Below are 19,464 nucleotides of genomic sequence, written 5' to 3'. Positions count from 1 at the left end.
TAATGACTAAATTCATTTTTGTAACGGGTGGAGTACTAAGTTCGCTTGGTAAAGGTATCACTTCTGCTTCTATCGCAACAATTTTAAAACAATCTGGATTCAAAGTAAGTATGCTAAAAATCGACCCTTACTTAAATGTAGACCCAGGTACAATGAGTCCACTTGAGCATGGAGAAGTTTTTGTTACAGCTGATGGTGCTGAAACTGACCTTGACTTAGGAAACTACGAAAGATTTATTGACACAACTTTAACTGCTAAGAACTCTTTTACAACTGGACAAGTTTACCAAAGTGTAATCAAAAGAGAAAGAGAAGGTGGTTACTTAGGTAAAACTATTCAAGTTATTCCTCATGTTGTTGATGAAATCAAAGATAGAATCTATGCAGCAGCTGATGAAAAAGATTTCTTAATCATCGAACTTGGTGGAACTGTTGGAGATATCGAAGGTTTACCATTTATGGAAGCTATTAGAGCTATCAGACATGAAAAGCCAAAAGATAAAACTATGAACATTCATGTAAGTTTAGTTCCTTACATCAAAGCAGCAGGTGAATTAAAAACAAAACCAACTCAACACTCAGTTCAAGAGTTAAGAAGAATTGGTATTACTCCTCATATGTTAGTATGTAGAACAGAAAAAGAGTTACCAAAGAACTTAAAAGATAAATTAGCTTTATCTTGTGATATTGATAGAAATGCAGTTATTGAAGCAGGTGACGCACAATCTATTTATCAAGTTCCATTACACTTTATTAAAGAAGGAATCTTAACTCCGTTATCTGACCACTTTAATATCAAATTTAAACCAAATATGGAAAGATGGGATACTTTAGTTAAAAATATTTTAGTTCCAAAAGACGAAGTTACAATCGCATTTGTTGGAAAATACTTAGATTTAAAAGAGTCATATAAATCATTAATCGAAGCATTAATTCATGCAGGAGCACACTTAAATACAAAGGTAAATATTCACTGGTGTGATTCAGAAAAAATTGAAGATACAGGTGCATACGAAGTTATCGGAAACTCAGATGGTATTTTAGTTGCTGGTGGATTTGGACACAGAGGTGTTGAAGGAAAGTTAAAAGCTATTCAATATGCAAGAGAGAATAAAATTCCTTACTTAGGTATCTGTCTTGGTATGCAATTATCAATTGTAGAGTACTCAAGAAATGTATTAGGTATCGAAAATGCTACATCTGTTGAATTTGATGAAAATGCACAAGAGCCTGTAATTTACTTAATTGATGAATTTATGGATCAAAGTGGTAATAAACAATTAAGAACTCATAAATCACCAATGGGTGGAACTATGAGATTAGGTGAATATCCATTTGAGCCATTAAAAGGAACAAATCTTCAAAAAGCTTATGGAAATGAAGAAATATACTATGAAAGACATAGACATAGATATGAAGCAAACCCAGCTTATAAAGAAAGATTAGAAGAAGCGGGAATGGTTATTTCTGGACAATCAAATGGATTAATTGAAGCAGTTGAAATTAAAGACCATCCATGGTTTGTAGGTGTACAATTCCACCCTGAATTTACATCTCACTTAGAGACTCCAAATCCAATTATTTTAGAGTTTGTTAAACAAGCAAATAAAAAAGACTAATGTCTAAAATTACAAAAAATAGACTTTTTGAAATTTTGTCTGCAAGGCATGTGAATAATCCTTATTCACGACTTGCAGATATACCCTCACCTGATAACTTCAAAGATATTAAACAAGCCTCAACAAGAATAAAAGAAGCCGTACTAAACAATGAAACTATAACTATAGTTGGAGATTATGATGTAGATGGTGTTGTATCAACTACTATTATGTTAGATTTTTTTAACAAAGTTGGATACAAAGTAAATCACATCATACCAAATAGATTCGAGCATGGGTATGGATTATCACCAAAAATTGTTGATATGATTGATAAAGGCTTAGTGATTACTGTGGATAATGGTATTTCTGCAGTTGAAGCAGCTAAAAAGCTTCATGAAAAAGGAATTGATTTAATCATTACAGATCATCATACAGTAGGAGATGAGTTACCACCTGCTATTGCTGTTGTAAATCCAAAACAAGCAGATTGTAATTTTGAGTTTAAAGATATTTGCGGAGCTCAAGTTGCTTGGTATTTGTGTGCCGCAATTAAAAAAGAGTTAAACCTAAATATCAATATGAGTGATTTTTTAGATTTATTAGCCCTTGCTATAGTTGCAGATATTATGCCTATGACTGAACTTAATTATACTATGGTAAAACAAGGTTTAAAAAAAATCAAATCATCAAAAAGAGAAGCCTTTAAAAAGCTAAATGAAGTTATGAGTAAAGAAGCGTTGGTTTCAGATGATATTGGCTTTTTTATTGCTCCTAAGATAAATAGTGCAGGAAGAATGGATGATGCTTCTATAGCTTTATCTTTCCTTCTTTCAAATAACTCTTTTAGAGCAAATGAATCTCTTCAACTTTTAGAAGAGTTAAACAATTATCGAAAAACCCTACAAGAAGAAATTTCTCAAAAAGCCTTAAATGCTTCAAAACAAGAAGATAATGCTGTTGTTGTTTGGGGAGAGGATTGGCATGAAGGTGTTATAGGAATTGTTGCTTCTAAAATGTCTAATCATTTTAAAAAACCTGCTTTTATCTTTTCTATAAATAATGGAATTGCAAAAGGAAGTGCAAGAGCAAATGCTGATATAAACCTTTATGATTTAATTACAAAAGCTAACCACTTATTATTAGGATATGGTGGTCACAAAAATGCTGCTGGTTTATCTATGAAAGAGGAAAACCTTGAAGAGTTCAAAGCTATCATAAATAAAGAACTAGAAGATAAAAAAGATAAATTACATATTGAACCTACAACATTAGGAGAATTAGATGTTTCTTCTGTTGATTTAGAGTTTTTATCTATTATTGAACAGTTTGAACCATATGGACTTCAAAATCATAAGCCAATATTTAAAATCTCAAATGTTAACTTAGTAAAATATGATTTAATAGGAAAAGATAAAAATCATTTAAAACTAACTTTAAATAGCGAGGGTGTAATATTCGAAGCTTTAAAATTTAATGATAGTAATACTGAATTAGCAAATAGACTTGATATGATTGTATCAGTAAATAAAAATGAGTTTAGAGGAGAGCTTAGCGCTCAGTTCTTAATCCAAGATATTTTATAAAACTACTCTTGGTCTAAGAATAATACTTCTTTTTTCTTCACCCTCTAAATCTAAAATTTCTTGATCAATTGAAGTTCTTTCATGAGAAGATGCAAGAATATTTCCAGTTTGAATATCAATAAGCTTGATAAATATATTTAAGCTTCTAGTTGAAATAGAGTATGTTCCAACAACAGCATATCTTGCTTTTGTAACCTCATCTGAAATGATTTTATTTTTATCTCGAACAAGCATATTAAAACCTTGCTGTCCTAACTGAAACTCTTTACCAAAGATTACTTCTTTTACAACTATATCTAAAGATACTAATTTATCTTTTAACATATTTGAAAGTAAAAAACCAAGCTGAGATTTATTTTCTAAATCTTGAATATTTACAAAATCTGATACTAAAACAACTTCTTCATATGCTACATTTTTTTTGATTTTTGCAGCTGACTCATCAACTAATTTTGAAACTAGCGAATGAAAATCATTGGCTCCATCAATTGGATTTTTATAATATGTACATGAAGTTAAAAAAAGAGTTAAAAAACTAAGAAGTAAAAAACTTCTTAAGCTTTTAAAATAAGAGGGTTTCATTTAGATTATTGTTCTTTTACGATTTTTACAGTTCTAGCTGGTCTACAATCATTAAACATCATACAGTCATTTGCTCTTCCATGATGATATGTAGATCTTGCACTTGTGATAATTCTTCCAGTAATATTATCAATTACTCTTGCATTTAAAATTACTTTTTTATACTGTCTAGAGTAAGTTCCAACTACAACATAAGTATTTGGAGTTTTACCTTTCATTTGTCTTACTTTTCTAGTAATAAAATACTCACCATTATCATCAACAGAAACAGCTAATTGACCTCTAAATTCAATAATATTGAAACCTTTGTTTGAAAGTTCGTTAATTAAACTTTCACTTACAATTCTACCAAACTCTGTAGTTTTCTTGAACTGATCTAATCTTACGAAAGAAGTTATAATTACAGGTTTATTTGTTGCAAGCTTTTGATTTCTCATCATTTGAGTTGCTAAAGAGTTAATAGTTCCTTCTAAAGTATACTGTTTAGTTACAAATCTTTCTTGATCATTTGCAATTTTTAAGTACTCTTTAGTAACTTGAACTTCGTTATTTGTTTGTTGAAGGTGACTTGTACTTAAGTTTGCGCTGCCACTATCATCAACTTGCTGACCTTTTACAGTTGGTAATTGTTCTTTCTGTACTATCGTTTGATGTATTTGACATCCCGAAAATAACATAGCAGCTGCAGCTACTAAACAAGTCTTTGTAAAAGTTTTCAACATAAAATTCCCCTTAGTATAATTGTTTAAATTTTATTTAAAACAAACTTATAAAATCTTGAAAAAACCCGTAAATAGCATTTTTCTTTTGTTATTCAATTGTAATCAAACTACTCTAAAATTCGAATATGAAATACAAAAGCATTTTTATATCAGATATTCACTTAGGAACTAGGTTTTCTAAGGCTAAAAAGTTATTAAATTTTTTAAAACACAATGAGAGTGAAAATCTAATTTTAGTTGGGGATATTATAGATGGTTGGGCAATAAAACGAAAATTCGTTTGGCCTCAAACTCACTCAGATGTTATTCAAAAAGTTTTAAAAAAAGCCAGAAAAGGAACAAATGTTCATTTTATCACTGGTAACCACGATGAGTTTATAAGACCCTTTGTACCACTAGTTTTAGGTGACTCTTTAAATATTTCTAATGAACTTGACTATCAGGGAATTAATGGTAAAAAATATTATATAACCCATGGTGATTTTTTTGATTCAATTACTATGACTAAAAAATGGTTAGCCATTCTTGGTGATTATGGGTATGATTTGCTTTTATATTTAAATGCTGCCTTAAACTTTGTAAGACAAAAACTTGGAATAAAAAAATATTGGTCTTTATCAAAATATGTGAAAGACTCTGTTAAATCTTCAGTTTCATTTATAAATGACTTTGAAAGTGTTTTATCAACTCACGCAAAAAATAAAGGATATGATGGTATCATATGTGGACATATCCATAAAGCTGAAATAAGAGACATTGATGGTATAGAGTACCTAAACTGTGGAGATTGGGTTGAGAATTGTACTGCTATTGTCGAGACTTTTGATGGTGAGTTTAAAATAATAGATTGGTTAGATAAGAATGATAAATAATTTAAGCTTAGCTCTTGGTGGAGGTGCAGCTAGAGGTGCTTTTCACTTAGGAGTTTTACACTTTTGTGAACAAAAAAATATAGATATTAAAGCTTATAGTGGCTCTTCAATTGGAAGTATTATAAGTGCTTCTCATGCAAGTGGAATCCCTGCAAAAGAACAACTAAAAATATTTGGAAGTAAAGATGTAAGGCAAGCTTTAAAATTTAACTATTTTAGAAATGGTTTACTTAGAATTGATTCATCAAATAAAATAGTAAAAGAGTTACTTCCTATTGAAAGACTAGAAGATATTCCAAAACCTGTTTATGTAAATGCCTATGACACAAAAGAGAAAAAACTTCACTATTTTAATAGTGGAGATACAGTAACTTTATGTATGGCTTCATCTGCACTAATTCCACTTTTTAGACCCGTAAAATACAAAGGTATGCATTTAATTGATGGAGGTTTATTTGATAATGTACCAATTAAACCTTTATTAGAAAAAGATTATCATATTTTTAGTGTAGATTTATTTCCAAAATCTAATAAAGAAAATATCAAAAGACTTAATCCAATTAAAACAATTCATAAAAAACTTTTCAAACAATTACATGAAAATCATGCACACTCTATTGCTCATACACACGAGTATTTAGGAAGTCCTCATATTAGAGGATTTTCACTTTTCACTTTTAAAGAACTTGAAGAGTGTTTTACTCTTGGTTTTAAAGAGGCTCAAAATCATTTTTTAGATATAATATAAACTATTAATAAACAAAAATTATTTTAAAAAGATTATATTATGTCTGATACACCACAATTTACACATTTACATTTACATACAGAATATTCACTACTTGATGGTGCGAACAAAATTAAACCACTAGCTAAAAAAGTAAAAGAGCTTGGAATGACCTCTGTTGCCATGACTGACCATGGTAATATGTTCGGAGCTATTGACTTTTACAATGCCATGAGAAATGAAGGCATTAAACCAATTATTGGAATGGAAGCATATATTCATAACTCTGATGATATAGGTGATAAAACAAATAGACAAAGATTCCACTTATGTTTATATGCTAAAAATGATACAGGATATAAAAACCTAATGTATCTAAGTTCACAAGCTTATATGCATGGATTTTACTACTATCCAAGAATCAATAAAAAGCTTTTAAGAGAAAATAGCGAAGGGTTAGTATGTTCTGCTGCTTGTCTTCAAGGTGAAGTAAACTGGCACCTAAACTTACAAAACGAAAGAAACGTAAGAAATGGTGCAAAAGGTTATGAAAGAGCAAAAGAGATTGCCTTAGAATATAAAGAGATTTTTGGAGATGATTTCTACCTTGAAATCATGAGACATGGAATTGGTGACCAACATTATGTTGATGATCAAATTCTAAGAATTGCCCATGAAACAGGAATAAAAGTAGTTGCTACAAATGATACACACTACTTAAATCCAAAAGATGCTGATGCACACGAAGCCTTTATGTGTATTGCAATGAATAAACTTTATGATGATCCAAATAGACTTAGACACTCGGTTCATGAATTTTATTTAAAATCACCGGAGCAAATAGCAAAACTATATGCGGATATTCCAGAAGCAATTGAAGCTACACAAGAAATAGCTGATAAGTGTAATTTAGAGATTAAACTAGGAAACCCTACACCTCCAAACTTTAAATTTACAAGAAATAAATTAGAAGAGCAAAATGTAGAGATTCCATTTCCTGATGAAGAATACTCACTTGAAAATGATAAAAAACTATTTATTCATGAGTGTTGGAAAGGTTTAGAAAAAAGACTTGAAATAGTTCCCGAAGAAAAACATGAAGAATATAGAGATAGACTTCAAGTAGAAATTGATATTATCAACAATATGAAATTCCCAGGATATATGCTTATTGTATGGGACTTCGTAATTGTTGCAAAACAAATGGGTATTCCAGTAGGTCCTGGAAGGGGTTCTGCTGCTGGTTCACTTGTTGCTTATTGTTTATTTATTACCGATATTGACCCTATGCCTTATGGTTTACTTTTTGAGAGATTCCTAAATCCAGAGAGGGTATCAATGCCCGATATTGATATGGACTTCTGTCAAAGTAGAAGGGGTGAGATTATTGACTATGTTGTACAACAATATGGTCGTGCCAACGTTGCTCAGATTATTACCTTTGGTAAACTTCTTGCAAAAGGGGTTATTAGAGATGTTGCCAGAGTTCTTGATATGCCTTATGCAAAAGCAGATGCTATGGCAAAACTTATTCCAGATGAACTTGGTATTAACCTTACTGACTCATGGGAAAAAGAACCAAAAATCAAAGAGCTTTGTGATTCAGACCCCTTATCAAAAAGAGTTTGGGAATTTGCCCTAGCCTTAGAAGGTCTAAATAGAAATGCAGGTACTCACGCCGCAGGTGTTGTTATCTCAAATGAACCTTTATGGAAGAAAACTCCTTTATTTAAACCCTCAGGTCTTGATACTCTTGCCACTCAATACAATGGTAAGTATGTAGAAGATGTTGACTTAATTAAATTTGACTTCTTAGGTCTTAAGACCCTAACAGTTATTGAAGAAGCAAATAAACTAATTGAGAAAAGACATGGTAAAAGAGTTGATTTCTTAACAACAGATGTTAATGACAAAGGCGTTTATGAGCTAATTCAAACAGGTAATACAATTGGACTATTCCAGATAGAATCCGATGGTATGCAAGACTTATGTAAAAGACTAGCTCCTTCAAACTTCGAGGATATTATTGCCGTTCTTGCGCTTTATAGACCAGGACCAATGGAGTCAGGAATGCTTGATGACTTTATTGATAGAAAGCATGGTCGAGCAAAGATTGACTACTTCTATGATGAACTAGAACCAGCACTTAAACCTATACTTGAAACTACTTATGGAGTTATTGTATATCAAGAGCAAGTTATGCAAATTGTGCAAAGTATTGGTGGCTTCTCACTTGGTGGTGCCGACTTAGTTAGAAGGGCTATGGGTAAAAAGATTAAAGAAGAGATGGACAGACTTAAAACTGAGTTTGCCGATGGTGCAGAAGAAAAAGGTTATACAAGAGCCTATACAGAAGAGTTATTCGACCTTATTGTAAAGTTTGCTGGATATGGATTTAATAAATCTCACTCAGCAGCCTATGCACTTGTAACATTTTATACTTCTTATCTTAAATGTTATTACCCATCTGAATTTATGGCAGCCTTACTTACACTTGAAAAAGATAATACTGATAAAGTTGTTAAGTATGTTGATGAAGTAAAAAGATTAGGATTAGATTTATTTCCACCTGATATAAACAAATCTGACCTTGTATTCTCGGCTAAAAAAATTGACGGGAAAGAAGTAGTAATGTTTGGTATGGGTGCCATTAAAGGTGCTGGGGATATTGCCATCAACTCTATTTTAAGAGTAAGAAAAGAAGGTGGAGAGTTTAAAAGTTTATCTGATTTTATTTCAAGAATTGATGGAAGTAAAGTAAACAAAAGAGTAATTGAGTCTTTAATTAAAGCGGGTGCTTTAGATGGATTCCATTATACTAGAAAAGCTATGTTAGAACAAATCGAGCAAATTGGTGAAGCTGTTGGAAATGTAGCTAAAGCTAAGAAAATGGCAACTGGTTCACTTTTTGGAGATAGTGAAGAGTTAACTAGAATTGAAATAGAACTAGAAGAGTTAGAAGAGTTTAGTAATAAAGAGCTACTAGAGTTAGAAAAAGCCTCTTTAGGTTTCTATGTATCTGGTCACCCACTTGATGATTATAGAGATCAATTAGATCAAATCAAATATACTTTATCATCAGAAATTGATGATATTGCAGATGGTTCACAAGCATTATTTGTAGGAAAAATTGAGAGTATTACTGAAAAAATTTCCAAAAAAGGTAATAAGTTTGGTATTGCTTCTATCATGGACTTACATGGAAATATAGAACTTATGATGTTTGAAAATAGATTGAAAGAACTTGAAGATGATTTTGGAATTGACCTTAGAAATCCAAGTGATTCAGAACCAATAGCATTTAAAGTAAGAATCTCAAAAGATGAAAACTTTACAAGAATGAATATTCTTAAAATTGAAAGTTTACTAGATGCAAAAAAAGAGAAAGTAAAAACAAAACAAGTTGAAAAAATAGAACCACCTTTAACTGTAGCTATTCCTTTTGATGATAAAGATGATGTTATGTTTAAACTTTTTGATATTATTGCAAATAATCAAGGAAGAAGAGAGTTTAAACTTCTTGTAAAATCTAAACTAGCTGATATTGAGCTTGAAACAGGATTTAAAGTAACTTCTAATGTAGAGAATTTAATTAAACAAATTGAAGGAGCTTATGTAGTAGCATGAGAAAAAAACATATCTTATTAACAAATGATGATGGTTTTGATGCCATTGGATTAAAAGCTTTAATTGAAGCTTTAACTCCTATTGCAAAAATAACAATAGTTGCTCCTGCAAAAAATAAATCTGCATGTGGTCACTCTTTAACTTTAGATAGACCTCTAAAACTTGATAAAGTTGATGACGATTATTATAGAGTTGATGATGGAACGCCAACGGATTGTGTATTTATTTCATTAAACAATTTATTTGAAGATGATTTTAGACCAGATTTAGTAATAAGTGGTATTAATATTGGAGCTAATATGGGTGAAGATATTACTTATAGTGGAACAGCTGCTGCTGCAATGGAAGCTGTTCTTCAAGGGATACCTGCAATTGCTATTTCTCAAGTATGTAAAGATAGATGCAATGATATAAAAAATGGTTGGGATTTTGCACTTGCAAAAGAAACTATTGTAAAATTAGTAACAAAGATATTTGAAAATGAGTTTCCATTAGATGAAAGAAAGCTATTAAATGTTAATATCCCACCTATTAAACCTGAAGAATGCAAGGGAATTAAAATCACTAAAGCTGGATATAGAGAATATGGAAATGATACTCATAGGCATCTAAATCCTAGAGGTGAAGAGTACTTTTGGATTGGACTACATCCTCTTATTTGGCAAGAGAGTTCTGATAAATCTTGTGATTTTGAGGCAATAAAAGCAGATTATGTATCTGTAACTCCAATTATGCTTGATATGACATCTTACAAAGATATCAATTCGTTAGAAAATTGGATAAATAAGTAAAGGAAAAAAATGAATTACACAGAAGCTGTTTTAAATCATATTGATAAATTAGTAGGGACTTTAAGACCTGAAGATGAAATCAAAGATGTATTAAAAAGAAAATTTACTAAAAAAGAGTATAAAGTTTTTGTAGCTTTCGAAGAAGGGAAATCTTTAGAAGAAGTGATGCAAATCGTTAAAGAGGATGAAGAAAGAGTAGAAAAACTTTATAAATCAGCTTGCAAAAAAGTAAATCAAGAACTTTTCAAAAAAGAGCTTGTATCATTTGACTAATGAAAAATAGAGTTTTAAACTCTATTTTTCAAAGCCTACTAAAATCATTCCTATGAATTTTTCATTTTTATAAAATTCAACTCTAAATAAATCCCCATCTTTATCAACAGAAAATCTTTTTTGAATTTCACTTTTATTTACAGTAACACCTGTTTCACTATCAATATTTTTATTTACATAACCAATAATATTTACTCTTAAATCATCAATAGTTTCAATTAAGAAGTTATCTTTAGCATAAACTATATCGCCAAGCTTTACACTTCTTTTCTTTCCATCTATTAAGAAGTTTATACTTCTTTCGTCTTTTATAACCTTAATATAATCAGGATGTAATTTGGCAAGTTTTCTGTTACCATAGTGAATTACATACTCTTTACCTTGTTTTACAATAGTCATCAAAGGATTTGAAGGAGTAAACTCAATAACCCCATCATGGTTTATAGGGAAATATTTTAAAATACTTCTTACTTTACTAAGTGGTAATTTTATTTGCTCGTCATAAAAAGAGATATAAATATCATGGTCAATCACATTTTTAATAGAAGCAGTTGTTATATCAAATTTTCTTTCAAACTCTATTCCCATGATATCCATATATGCTTCAATTGCTAAAAGATGATAATAAACTCTTTCATGTAAAGGTAACTCTTTACTTGCTTCATTTGCAAAAGCTGCTTTCTTATTATTTATAGCAAAGTAAGTAAGAGTTTTTTCCATCTCTTTGTCACCTTGTCTAGTATTAGTATTTTTAACACCATAAATATCTTTTTCTCTTAAAAGTCTCTGGTTTATACTAGATACAACCTTTGTAGAAATTTCTTCAAGATTTCCATATTTTGGGATATCTAAAACAGCTTGGTCTATGATTGAACATTGTCCCCATCTTTTAGGTGAATAAAGGTTATTTATATGTTCTTTTCTATAATAACCACTACCATCATGTAAATTTAGGATTAATTTTACTTCAGAAGCTTTTATATACTTTTTTATTCTTTGTATTGTTTCATAATCTGGATCATCATTTGAAAGTTGCGCAAACTTTCTATTCATATCCCCATAAGGGCCTCTTGACCTTTTGATAATTGAATAAAAATTAAGATTTGGGATAACCCAAACAGAACCTTTTTTTATATCATAATGTGTAGCAACTAAAGAAGCAGCCATAAAAGCTCCTGGCTCATCTCCTTGAATACCTCCTATTAAAAGAAGTGTATTATCATCTTGCTCACCTTTCTTTATAAAATCAAAATCAAAAGTCTGAACTTGGGCATATAGGTTTTGCATTAATAAAAAAATTATTGTAATTTTAAACAGTCGTAATATGCCAAGGTTCATACCTTACCCCATCCTTATTATTAATTGTATATCTAACATCAACATATTTTAATGTTTTTATTTTTTTAAATTCATCAGTAAGTGCAAATCTTGATGTAAAGTTTGCGTGTCCAAACCCTTTCTTTCCAACATCAAAATCTCCTATAAAGTGATAAGTATAAGCAGGTGGAGCTAATGAAATAGCAGCAATTGTAATATTTCCATTAACTGAAGCTATTTTATCAAAGAAAAGTTTTGTCTGTTTCATAACACTTCTAATACCAGAAGTTAAAGTAAGTGTATCTCCAATATCCTTTACCATCTCTTCATAAGTTTCTAAAGGCTTACCTTTAAATAGATAGTGACCTGTTCTTGGAACTTTTACAATCTCTTTTTTATTAATTTCATCTGTAATACTATTTGTAATTCTCTTCCCATAAAATCCATGAGAAGAAGGATTGTAATAAAACATAAATTCTAAAAACTCTAATTGAGACTTAGTAAACTCTCCAATTGAAGAGTTTGATTTTGCAATCTTTAAAGCCTCATCTAAACCTAAGATATTAAAATTTCCATATCCCACATGTCTTTGAATTAAATTTAGTTTTCTTCTAATTTCTTGAAAGTCATTCTCTTGATTTTCTTCTAAATAAAAGTAAGGAGTTCTTATCTCAGGTGGCTCAATTGCTAATAAATCTTTACTTATAAAAGCAGAAGTTATAATTCCAGCTTTTGATATATTTAGGAACTCTCTTCTATTCATAATTTATAAAACCATTTTTATATCGTCATGATTTCCAAGGTTTTCATATAAACCTGTTCTATCATCATCGCTATGAACAAGCAGTTCTAAAGTGTAACTTTTAAATTTACCTTTTTTACTAACTTTAGACTCTTTTACTGAATGTTCTCTTTTAGATATTACTTCTGTAACTACTTTTTTAATATTAATAGTTTCTAAAACAACTATTTTGTATTTCCAGTTACATGGATAATCTAATTTTAATTTTTCTTTATTTAAATCTATCATTTAAAATACCTCTATTAATTTTTCTCTTCTCTTGAAAAGTCACCACTTTTTCCACCAGACTTTTCTTCAAGTTGTACTTTTGAAATAACCATTGATTTATCAATTGCTTTAACCATATCATATATAGTTAAAAGTCCAACACTAACCCCAGTTAATGCTTCCATTTCTACACCTGTCTGTCCGTTTAACTTTGCAGTAACAGTTAATTTAAAACCAGGTAAAGAAGGAAGTTCTTGAACATCACAATTTATTCCACTTAAAAGTAAAGGATGACACATAGGAATTAGTTCACTTGTCTTTTTTACTCCCATAATTGCAGCAATAACAGCAGTTTGTATTACAGGACCTTTTTTAGTATTGTTTTCAATAATTGCATCAAAAGCTTCTTGACTCATAGAAATTTCTCCAGAAGCTACCGCAACTCTTTTAGTTTCATTTTTATCAGAAACATCGACCATTTTTGGTCTATTATTATCATCTAAGTGTGTTAAATTCAAAATAGTACCTTTTTTATTAGTATATTTATTATATTAAAACTTTAGTTAAATTGAAATTAAGTATAATTTAAATATAATGCAAGCTTAATTTTAAAAAGAAAGTAGGTGAACTTTACATGCCAGGCATTAAAGTAAAAGAGAACGAATCTTTTGATGAAGCGTACAGAAGGTTTAAGAAGCAATGTGATAGAAATCTTATTGTTACTGAAACTAGAGCTAGAAGATTTTTTGAGCCAATGACAGAGATCAGAAAAAAGCAAAAAATCAATGCTAGAAAGAAAATGCTTAAAAGATTATATATGCTTAGAAGATATGAATCTAGATTATAAGATTTTGTTCTTTCCACGAAAAAGGTCAGTTGTTTTACAACTGGCCTTTTTTTATAGGTAATTTTATCTCAAAACACGCACCTATAAAATTCTCATTTTCATATGTAAACTCACAATTATGCACTAGTAATTCACCATTAAAATGTTTAGTAATAATCTCTTCACTCATAAACAATCCAATTCCAGTACCTTGAGATTTATGTTTAGTAGTAAAATATGGTTCAAAAACTCTGTCTAAAACATTTTCTGGTATTCCACCTGCACTATCTTTTATAGATATATTAATAAAGTTTTCATCCTTATCAATATTTATTAAAATAAGCTTTCTCTCTTGTTTATCAATAGCATCAATAGCATTATTTAATATATTTATAATAACCTGTATCAACTCATTTTTTAAAGCTTTATACTCATGATGAATTGAATCAAAATTTAATTCAATACTTTTATTCTTTAATTTTAATGCAATAATATCAATACTATCTTCTACAGCAGTTTTTATATCAAATACTTTTTCTTCTTTCTCTTTTTTATAAAAATTTCTAAAATCATCAATTGTCTTTGAAAGATATGTTGTAGATTTCATAATTACTTTAACTGTATCATCAATACTATTGTCATCCAATATATTGTAATCTTTTTTCAATTTTAATCCACTAGCAGCAGTTGAAATAACAGATAATGGCTGTCTCCATTGATGAGCAATATTTTGAAGCATTTCACCTAAAGATGCCATTTTAGATTGTTGAAAAAGTAATTTATCTTTTTCATGATTTAATTTTATTTCTTCTTCAATCTTTTTAGTAATTAAATCAAATTTCATTCTTAGATATTTAACATTATATAGAATAATAAGAATTAAAATAGAAGTTACAATAAAACTTATTGATATGATTTTTAAAGCTAACTCTTTATTTTCATTCTCTAACTCTTTTTGATTAAGTGAAATTATCTCATAAAGGTCATTTTTGTAAAATCCTTTACCAATAACCCAATTCCATTTATTAAGTCCTTTTATAAATGAAGTTTTATAAATATTGTTTTTATATAAGCCAAAAAAATCAGAAGAATAAGTAATATATCCTTCACCTTTTTTACCAATTTCAATAATAGATCTTAGATTATATTTATCTTTATCCCCAAGATCATTTATATTCTTGCTTTTTAACTTATCATTAGGATGAAGTAACACATTACCATCATGATCTAAAATAAAAATATAAGCACCTTTTTCATAATCTAAACTAGATAAATATGATAAAACTTTTTGTTTAATTACATCTTCATAATCTTCAATATAATCACCTGTTCCAACATACATATCAAGTTCTTTTATATATTTATTATATGAAATTTTTTTATACTGCTTTGTAATATCTTGAGGTTTATACCACCACCAAGTCATAAACTCTTCTTTTCCATTTTGTAATGACTCAATTATTGATCTAGTAATATATTTACCTCTTTTGTCTTTAATTCCAAGAAAAGATTTACCTTCTAAAGATTTCTGAATAGGAAGTAATACACACTCTCCTTGCATACTATAAATATAATAATAGCCTCTCCCTTGATTAAATCTTACATCTCTTAATGCAGCTTTTACCAATCTTATTTGTTCATCTTTTGATAAATGTTTGTTATTCTTTATAATTCCATTTATAACAGCATATGCATCATTAACTCTATTTTTTAAATCTACTTTTAATTTCAATTCAGTATCTTGATATTCATATTCTATATATTTAATAACACTATTCACTTCTTCATAGATTCTTTCTCTACTATCTTTAAGATAGTTTTTTTTCAAAATAAATGACTCTTTCTCAAATTTATTTTGATTTTCATAAACTAGATAAGTAGTAATAATAATTGAAAGTAAAATAATTAAAAATGGAGGAAAAACAGTTAATACGTTTAAAACTTTATAAATAGATCTTTTTAACAAATAAAACCCTAAAAAAATAGATAAAAGACAATTTTCTTTAATAATATTATAGTACAAGAAAGTAAAAAAGAGATGAAAAAAAAAGAATAATAAGGGAAAAAAATAGCTAAAAAAAAAGCTTAGTTAAAAACATGTGAAAAATGTTTTGAACTAAGCTTTAGATAAAAACTCAAGAGCTGGCAGCGGCCTACGTTTCCACAAGTGAAACCTGCAGTATTATCAGCGATGAAGTGCTTGACTTCCAGGTTCGGAATGGGGCTGGGTATTTCCACTTCTCTATAACCACCAGCAATATGAGTAAAGAAGATACTGTAAAAAGTATACTCTTTACTCACATTAGGTAATGAGTGTAAAGATAATGTTAAAGTCTTATTGATTCTTAAAAAAATTAATATTTTTTCAAAGAAACTTTGTTAACACATTTATTAAATTTTAATAAACTTAATAAGATAGTAAACCAAGAAATTGATTAAAAAAAAGCCAAACGATCTATTAGTACTAGTCAGCTAAACGTCTTACAACGCTTACACACCTAGCCTATCAACCAGTTAGTCTTACTGGGATCTTCAGGGAAAGTTCATCTTGAAGTTGGCTTCGAGCTTAGATGCTTTCAGCTCTTATCACATCCGTACATAGCTACCCAACGATGCCCTTGGCAGAACAATTGGTACACTAGTGGTACGTTCATCCCGGTCCTCTCGTACTAGGGACAAATCTCCTCAACTTTCCTACGCCCACGGAAGATAGGGACCGAACTGTCTCACGACGTTCTGAACCCAGCTCGCGTACCGCTTTAAATGGCGAACAGCCATACCCTTGGGACCTGCTCCAGCCCCAGGATGCGATGAGCCGACATCGAGGTGCCAAACCTCCCCGTCGATGTGAGCTCTTGGGGGAGATCAGCCTGTTATCCCCGGCGTACCTTTTATCCTTTGAGCGATGGCCCTTCCACACAGAACCACCGGATCACTATGACCGACTTTCGTCTCTGTTCGACTTGTATGTCTCACAGTCAAGCTAGTTTATGCCATTATACTCAACTGGCGATTTCCATCCGCCATGAACTAACCTTTGTAAGCCTCCGTTACTTTTTAGGAGGCGACCGCCCCAGTCAAACTACCCACCAGACATTGTCCTGAATGAGGATAACTCATCCCAGTTAGTAACTCAAATATTCAAGGGTGGTATCTCAAGGATGGCTCACTATGTACTGGCGTCCATAGATCAAAGCCTCCCACCTATCCTGCACAAGAATATCCAAGCTACAGTGTCAAGCTGTAGTAAAGGTGCACGGGGTCTTTCCGTCTTTCCGCGGGTAGGAGGAATTTTCACCTCCACTACAATTTCACTGGATCCCTGGTTGAGACAGCTCCCATCTCGTTACGCCATTCATGCAGGTCGGTATTTAACCGACAAGGAATTTCGCTACCTTAGGACCGTTATAGTTACGGCCGCCGTTTACTCGGGCTTCGATCAAATGCTTCGCATACGCTAACATCATCAATTAACCTTCGAGCACCGGGCAGGCGTCACACCTTATACATCCACTTACGTGTTAGCAAAGTGCTGTGTTTTTGGTAAACAGTCGGGAGGGACTCTTTGTTGCAACCTCTTTAGCTTTCTGGAGCAAGTCCATATACCAAAGTAGGCACACCTTATACCGAAGATACGGTGCTAGTTTGCAGAGTTCCTTAACCAGGGTTCTTCCACGCGCCTTAGAATACTCATCCCACCCACCTGTGTCGGTTTACGGTACGGGCAACATATAATAAACTTAGTGGCTTTTCTTGGCACGACAGTATCATCGATTCCGAATCGTCCCCGAAGGGCGTCAACGGCCTGTAAGATCTCGGTCGAATGTATCCCGGATTTGCCTAAGATACAACCTACATCCTTCGACCCACTATTCCATCAGTGAGCTCGATTAACTCTATGCGTCCCCACATCGCGCTTATATGTTGGTATTGAAATATTAATCAATTTGCCATCGTCTACCCCTCTCGGACTCGACTTAGGTCCCGACTAACCCTACGATGACGAGCATCGCGTAGGAAACCTTGGGTTTTCGGCGTTGAGGATTCTCACCTCAATTCTCGCTACTCATGCCTGCATGCTCACTTCTATCCGCTCCAGCGCTCCTCGCCGGTACACCTTCAACGCTGAATAGAACGCTCTCCTACCACTCAAGTAAACTTGAGTCTAAAGCTTCGGTGCATATCTTAGCCCCGTTATATTTTCCGCGCAGAATCACTAGACCAGTGAGCTGTTACGCTTTCTTTAAAGGGTGGCTGCTTCTAAGCCAACCTCCTGGTTGTCACAGTAACTCCACATCGTTTTCCACTTAGATATGACTTTGGGACCTTAGCTGTTAGTCTGGGTTGTTCCCCTCTCGACATAGGATTTTATCACCCTACGCCTGACTCCTGTGATTACACATATAGTATTCATAGTTTGATAGGGTTTGGTACCGCGGTAAGCAGCCCTAGCCCATTCAGTGCTCTACCCCTATATGCTACTACACAAGGCTATACCTAAATATATTTCGGAGAGAACCAGCTATCACGAAGTTTGATTGGCCTTTCACCCCTATCCACAAGTCATCCGAGGACTTTTCAACGCCCACCGGTTCGGTCCTCCACTGGCTCTTACACCAGCTTCAACCTGCTCATGGATAGATCACTTCGTTTCGGGTCTGCAGCATCTGACTTAATCGCCCTATTAAGACTCGCTTTCGCTACGGCTTCGTACTTGACTTAACCTTGCCAGATACCACAACTCGCAGGCTCATTATGCAAAAGGCAGTCCGTCACCCTGATAAATCATAGGGCTCCGAATGATTGTAAGCTAATGGTTTCAGGTTCTATTTCACTCCCCTCACTGGGGTACTTTTCACCTTTCCCTCACGGTACTTGTTCACTATCGATCTGTAAGTAGTATTTAGGGTTGGAGGGTGGTCCCCCCGGATTCAGTCAAAATATCACGTGTTCCGACCTACTCAGGATACCATTAGAGCTATTGAAAATTTCGAATACAGGAGTATCACCTTCTATGCTGTAGCTTTCCAACTACTTCTTCTATCTTCTTTAGTCTCATATTATGGTCCTACAACCCCCTATGCAAGCATAGGGTTTGCCCTAATCCGCGTTCGCTCGCCGCTACTAACGGAATCTCATTTGATTTCTCTTCCTGTGGTTACTGAGATGTTTCACTTCACCACGTTCGCCCACTTTCGTGTAACATATGTCTCCATATGCTGGGTTGTCCCATTCGGAAATCTCTGGATCAATGCCTCTTGACGGCTCCCCAAAGCTTATCGCAGTCTAGTACGTCCTTCATCGCCTCTTACAGTCTAGGCATCCACCATTAGCCCTTAATAGCTTAATTTTTTATAATTAACTCTTTCGAGTTAACTACCTTGAATAATTATTCCTTGGCTACTATCTTATTAAATCTATCGCTAAATCTAATAAAAAAGTTGTGTTTAAATTGTTTCTTTTTAGTTTCATATAAATAAATTTATATTCGCTAGAAAAATTTTAAGACTTTAACATTATGTTTTTAAATAACT

The 19,464-nt window shown here is 31.9% G+C and carries 15 protein-coding genes and 2 rRNA genes; 8 read left to right on the top strand and 9 right to left on the bottom strand.

The genetic code is table 11. The features are described 5' to 3' along the window. The first annotated feature begins 2 nt into the window (after positions 1–2). Both pyrG and recJ read left to right on the top strand, forming a co-directional pair. Positions 3–1,619, top strand: a complete 1,617-nt coding sequence (gene pyrG / locus ACH5BF_RS11205; protein ID WP_423274319.1) for a CTP synthase — start codon at positions 3–5, stop codon at positions 1,617–1,619. Next, positions 1,619–3,184: a single-stranded-DNA-specific exonuclease RecJ gene (gene recJ, locus ACH5BF_RS11200; protein ID WP_423274318.1), complete on the top strand. Its 1,566-nt coding sequence runs from the start codon at positions 1,619–1,621 to the stop codon at positions 3,182–3,184. The genes pyrG and recJ overlap by 1 nt, the downstream gene beginning before the upstream one ends. On the opposite strand, the gene ACH5BF_RS11195 is transcribed toward recJ, so the two are convergent. Together ACH5BF_RS11195 and ACH5BF_RS11190 are read right to left on the bottom strand one after the other, a co-directional pair. Next, positions 3,179–3,766 carry a FlgO family outer membrane protein gene (locus ACH5BF_RS11195; RefSeq protein ID WP_423274317.1) on the bottom strand — a complete coding sequence of 196 codons (588 nt, stop codon included), beginning with the start codon at positions 3,764–3,766 and terminating at the stop codon, positions 3,179–3,181. The genes recJ and ACH5BF_RS11195 overlap by 6 nt on opposite strands. Positions 3,767–3,771: 5 nt before the next feature. Beyond that, positions 3,772–4,488 (bottom strand): FlgO family outer membrane protein, encoded by a 717-nt coding sequence (locus ACH5BF_RS11190; RefSeq protein ID WP_423274316.1) that lies wholly within the window; start codon positions 4,486–4,488, stop codon positions 3,772–3,774. A gap of 125 nt (positions 4,489–4,613) precedes the next feature. Between ACH5BF_RS11190 and ACH5BF_RS11185 the strand changes: the two genes are divergently transcribed. Genes ACH5BF_RS11185 through ACH5BF_RS11165 form a run of 5 tightly spaced genes read left to right on the top strand, consistent with a single transcriptional unit; the run spans position 4,614 to position 10,778 of the window. Continuing rightward, positions 4,614–5,360, top strand: coding sequence for a UDP-2,3-diacylglucosamine diphosphatase (locus ACH5BF_RS11185; protein ID WP_423274315.1), 747 nt, complete (start codon positions 4,614–4,616; stop codon positions 5,358–5,360). Beyond that, the gene (locus tag ACH5BF_RS11180) at positions 5,350–6,108 is read left to right on the top strand and encodes a patatin-like phospholipase family protein (protein ID WP_423274314.1); all 759 of its coding nucleotides are present in this window, start codon (positions 5,350–5,352) and stop codon (positions 6,106–6,108) included. The genes ACH5BF_RS11185 and ACH5BF_RS11180 overlap by 11 nt, the downstream gene beginning before the upstream one ends. Positions 6,109–6,147: 39 nt before the next feature. Then, positions 6,148–9,714 carry a DNA polymerase III subunit alpha gene (gene dnaE, locus ACH5BF_RS11175; RefSeq protein ID WP_423274313.1) on the top strand — a complete coding sequence of 1,189 codons (3,567 nt, stop codon included), beginning with the start codon at positions 6,148–6,150 and terminating at the stop codon, positions 9,712–9,714. Next, positions 9,711–10,505, top strand: coding sequence for a 5'/3'-nucleotidase SurE (gene surE, locus ACH5BF_RS11170; protein WP_423274312.1), 795 nt, complete (start codon positions 9,711–9,713; stop codon positions 10,503–10,505). Before dnaE ends, surE begins: the two co-directional genes overlap by 4 nt. 9 nt (positions 10,506–10,514) lie before the next feature. Beyond that, on the top strand, positions 10,515–10,778 hold the full coding sequence (locus ACH5BF_RS11165) for a hypothetical protein (protein ID WP_423274311.1): 264 nt from the start codon (positions 10,515–10,517) through the stop codon (positions 10,776–10,778). 21 nt (positions 10,779–10,799) lie between these two features. Here ACH5BF_RS11165 and ACH5BF_RS11160 read toward each other — a convergent pair whose 3' ends face one another. Genes ACH5BF_RS11160 through moaC form a run of 4 tightly spaced genes read right to left on the bottom strand, consistent with a single transcriptional unit; the run spans position 10,800 to position 13,622 of the window. Then, positions 10,800–12,116: a M14 family metallopeptidase gene (locus ACH5BF_RS11160; RefSeq protein WP_423274310.1), complete on the bottom strand. Its 1,317-nt coding sequence runs from the start codon at positions 12,114–12,116 to the stop codon at positions 10,800–10,802. Further along, entirely contained in the window at positions 12,088–12,858 is a 771-nt protein-coding gene (locus ACH5BF_RS11155) for a D-alanyl-D-alanine carboxypeptidase family protein (protein WP_423274309.1), read from the bottom strand. The genes ACH5BF_RS11160 and ACH5BF_RS11155 overlap by 29 nt, the downstream gene beginning before the upstream one ends. Positions 12,859–12,861: 3 nt before the next feature. Continuing rightward, a complete protein-coding gene (locus ACH5BF_RS11150; RefSeq protein ID WP_423274308.1) occupies positions 12,862–13,125 on the bottom strand; it encodes an HP0495 family protein in 264 nt (87 codons plus the stop codon). 14 nt (positions 13,126–13,139) lie between these two features. Continuing rightward, the gene (gene moaC, locus ACH5BF_RS11145; RefSeq protein ID WP_423274307.1) at positions 13,140–13,622 is read right to left on the bottom strand and encodes a cyclic pyranopterin monophosphate synthase MoaC; all 483 of its coding nucleotides are present in this window, start codon (positions 13,620–13,622) and stop codon (positions 13,140–13,142) included. A gap of 116 nt (positions 13,623–13,738) precedes the next feature. Here moaC and rpsU point away from each other — a divergent pair, with 116 nt between their 5' ends. Next, positions 13,739–13,951, top strand: coding sequence for a 30S ribosomal protein S21 (gene rpsU / locus ACH5BF_RS11140; RefSeq protein WP_099343194.1), 213 nt, complete (start codon positions 13,739–13,741; stop codon positions 13,949–13,951). A gap of 34 nt (positions 13,952–13,985) precedes the next feature. On the opposite strand, the gene ACH5BF_RS11135 is transcribed toward rpsU, so the two are convergent. The 3 genes from ACH5BF_RS11135 to ACH5BF_RS11125 all read right to left on the bottom strand — a co-directional run bounded on the left by ACH5BF_RS11135 (position 13,986) and on the right by ACH5BF_RS11125 (position 19,280). Then, the gene (locus tag ACH5BF_RS11135; RefSeq protein ID WP_423274306.1) at positions 13,986–15,896 is read right to left on the bottom strand and encodes a sensor histidine kinase; all 1,911 of its coding nucleotides are present in this window, start codon (positions 15,894–15,896) and stop codon (positions 13,986–13,988) included. A gap of 174 nt (positions 15,897–16,070) precedes the next feature. Next, positions 16,071–16,186: ribosomal RNA gene (rrf, locus tag ACH5BF_RS11130) — 5S ribosomal RNA — on the bottom strand. Positions 16,187–16,367: 181 nt separating this feature from the next. Then, a 23S ribosomal RNA gene (locus tag ACH5BF_RS11125) occupies positions 16,368–19,280 on the bottom strand. Positions 19,281–19,464: the final 184 nt, after the last annotated feature.

This window comes from Arcobacter pernae (assembly GCF_049472135.1).
Taxonomy (GTDB): Bacteria; Campylobacterota; Campylobacteria; order Campylobacterales; family Arcobacteraceae; genus Arcobacter_B.
This window is presented reverse-complemented; position numbering and strand designations above follow the sequence as displayed.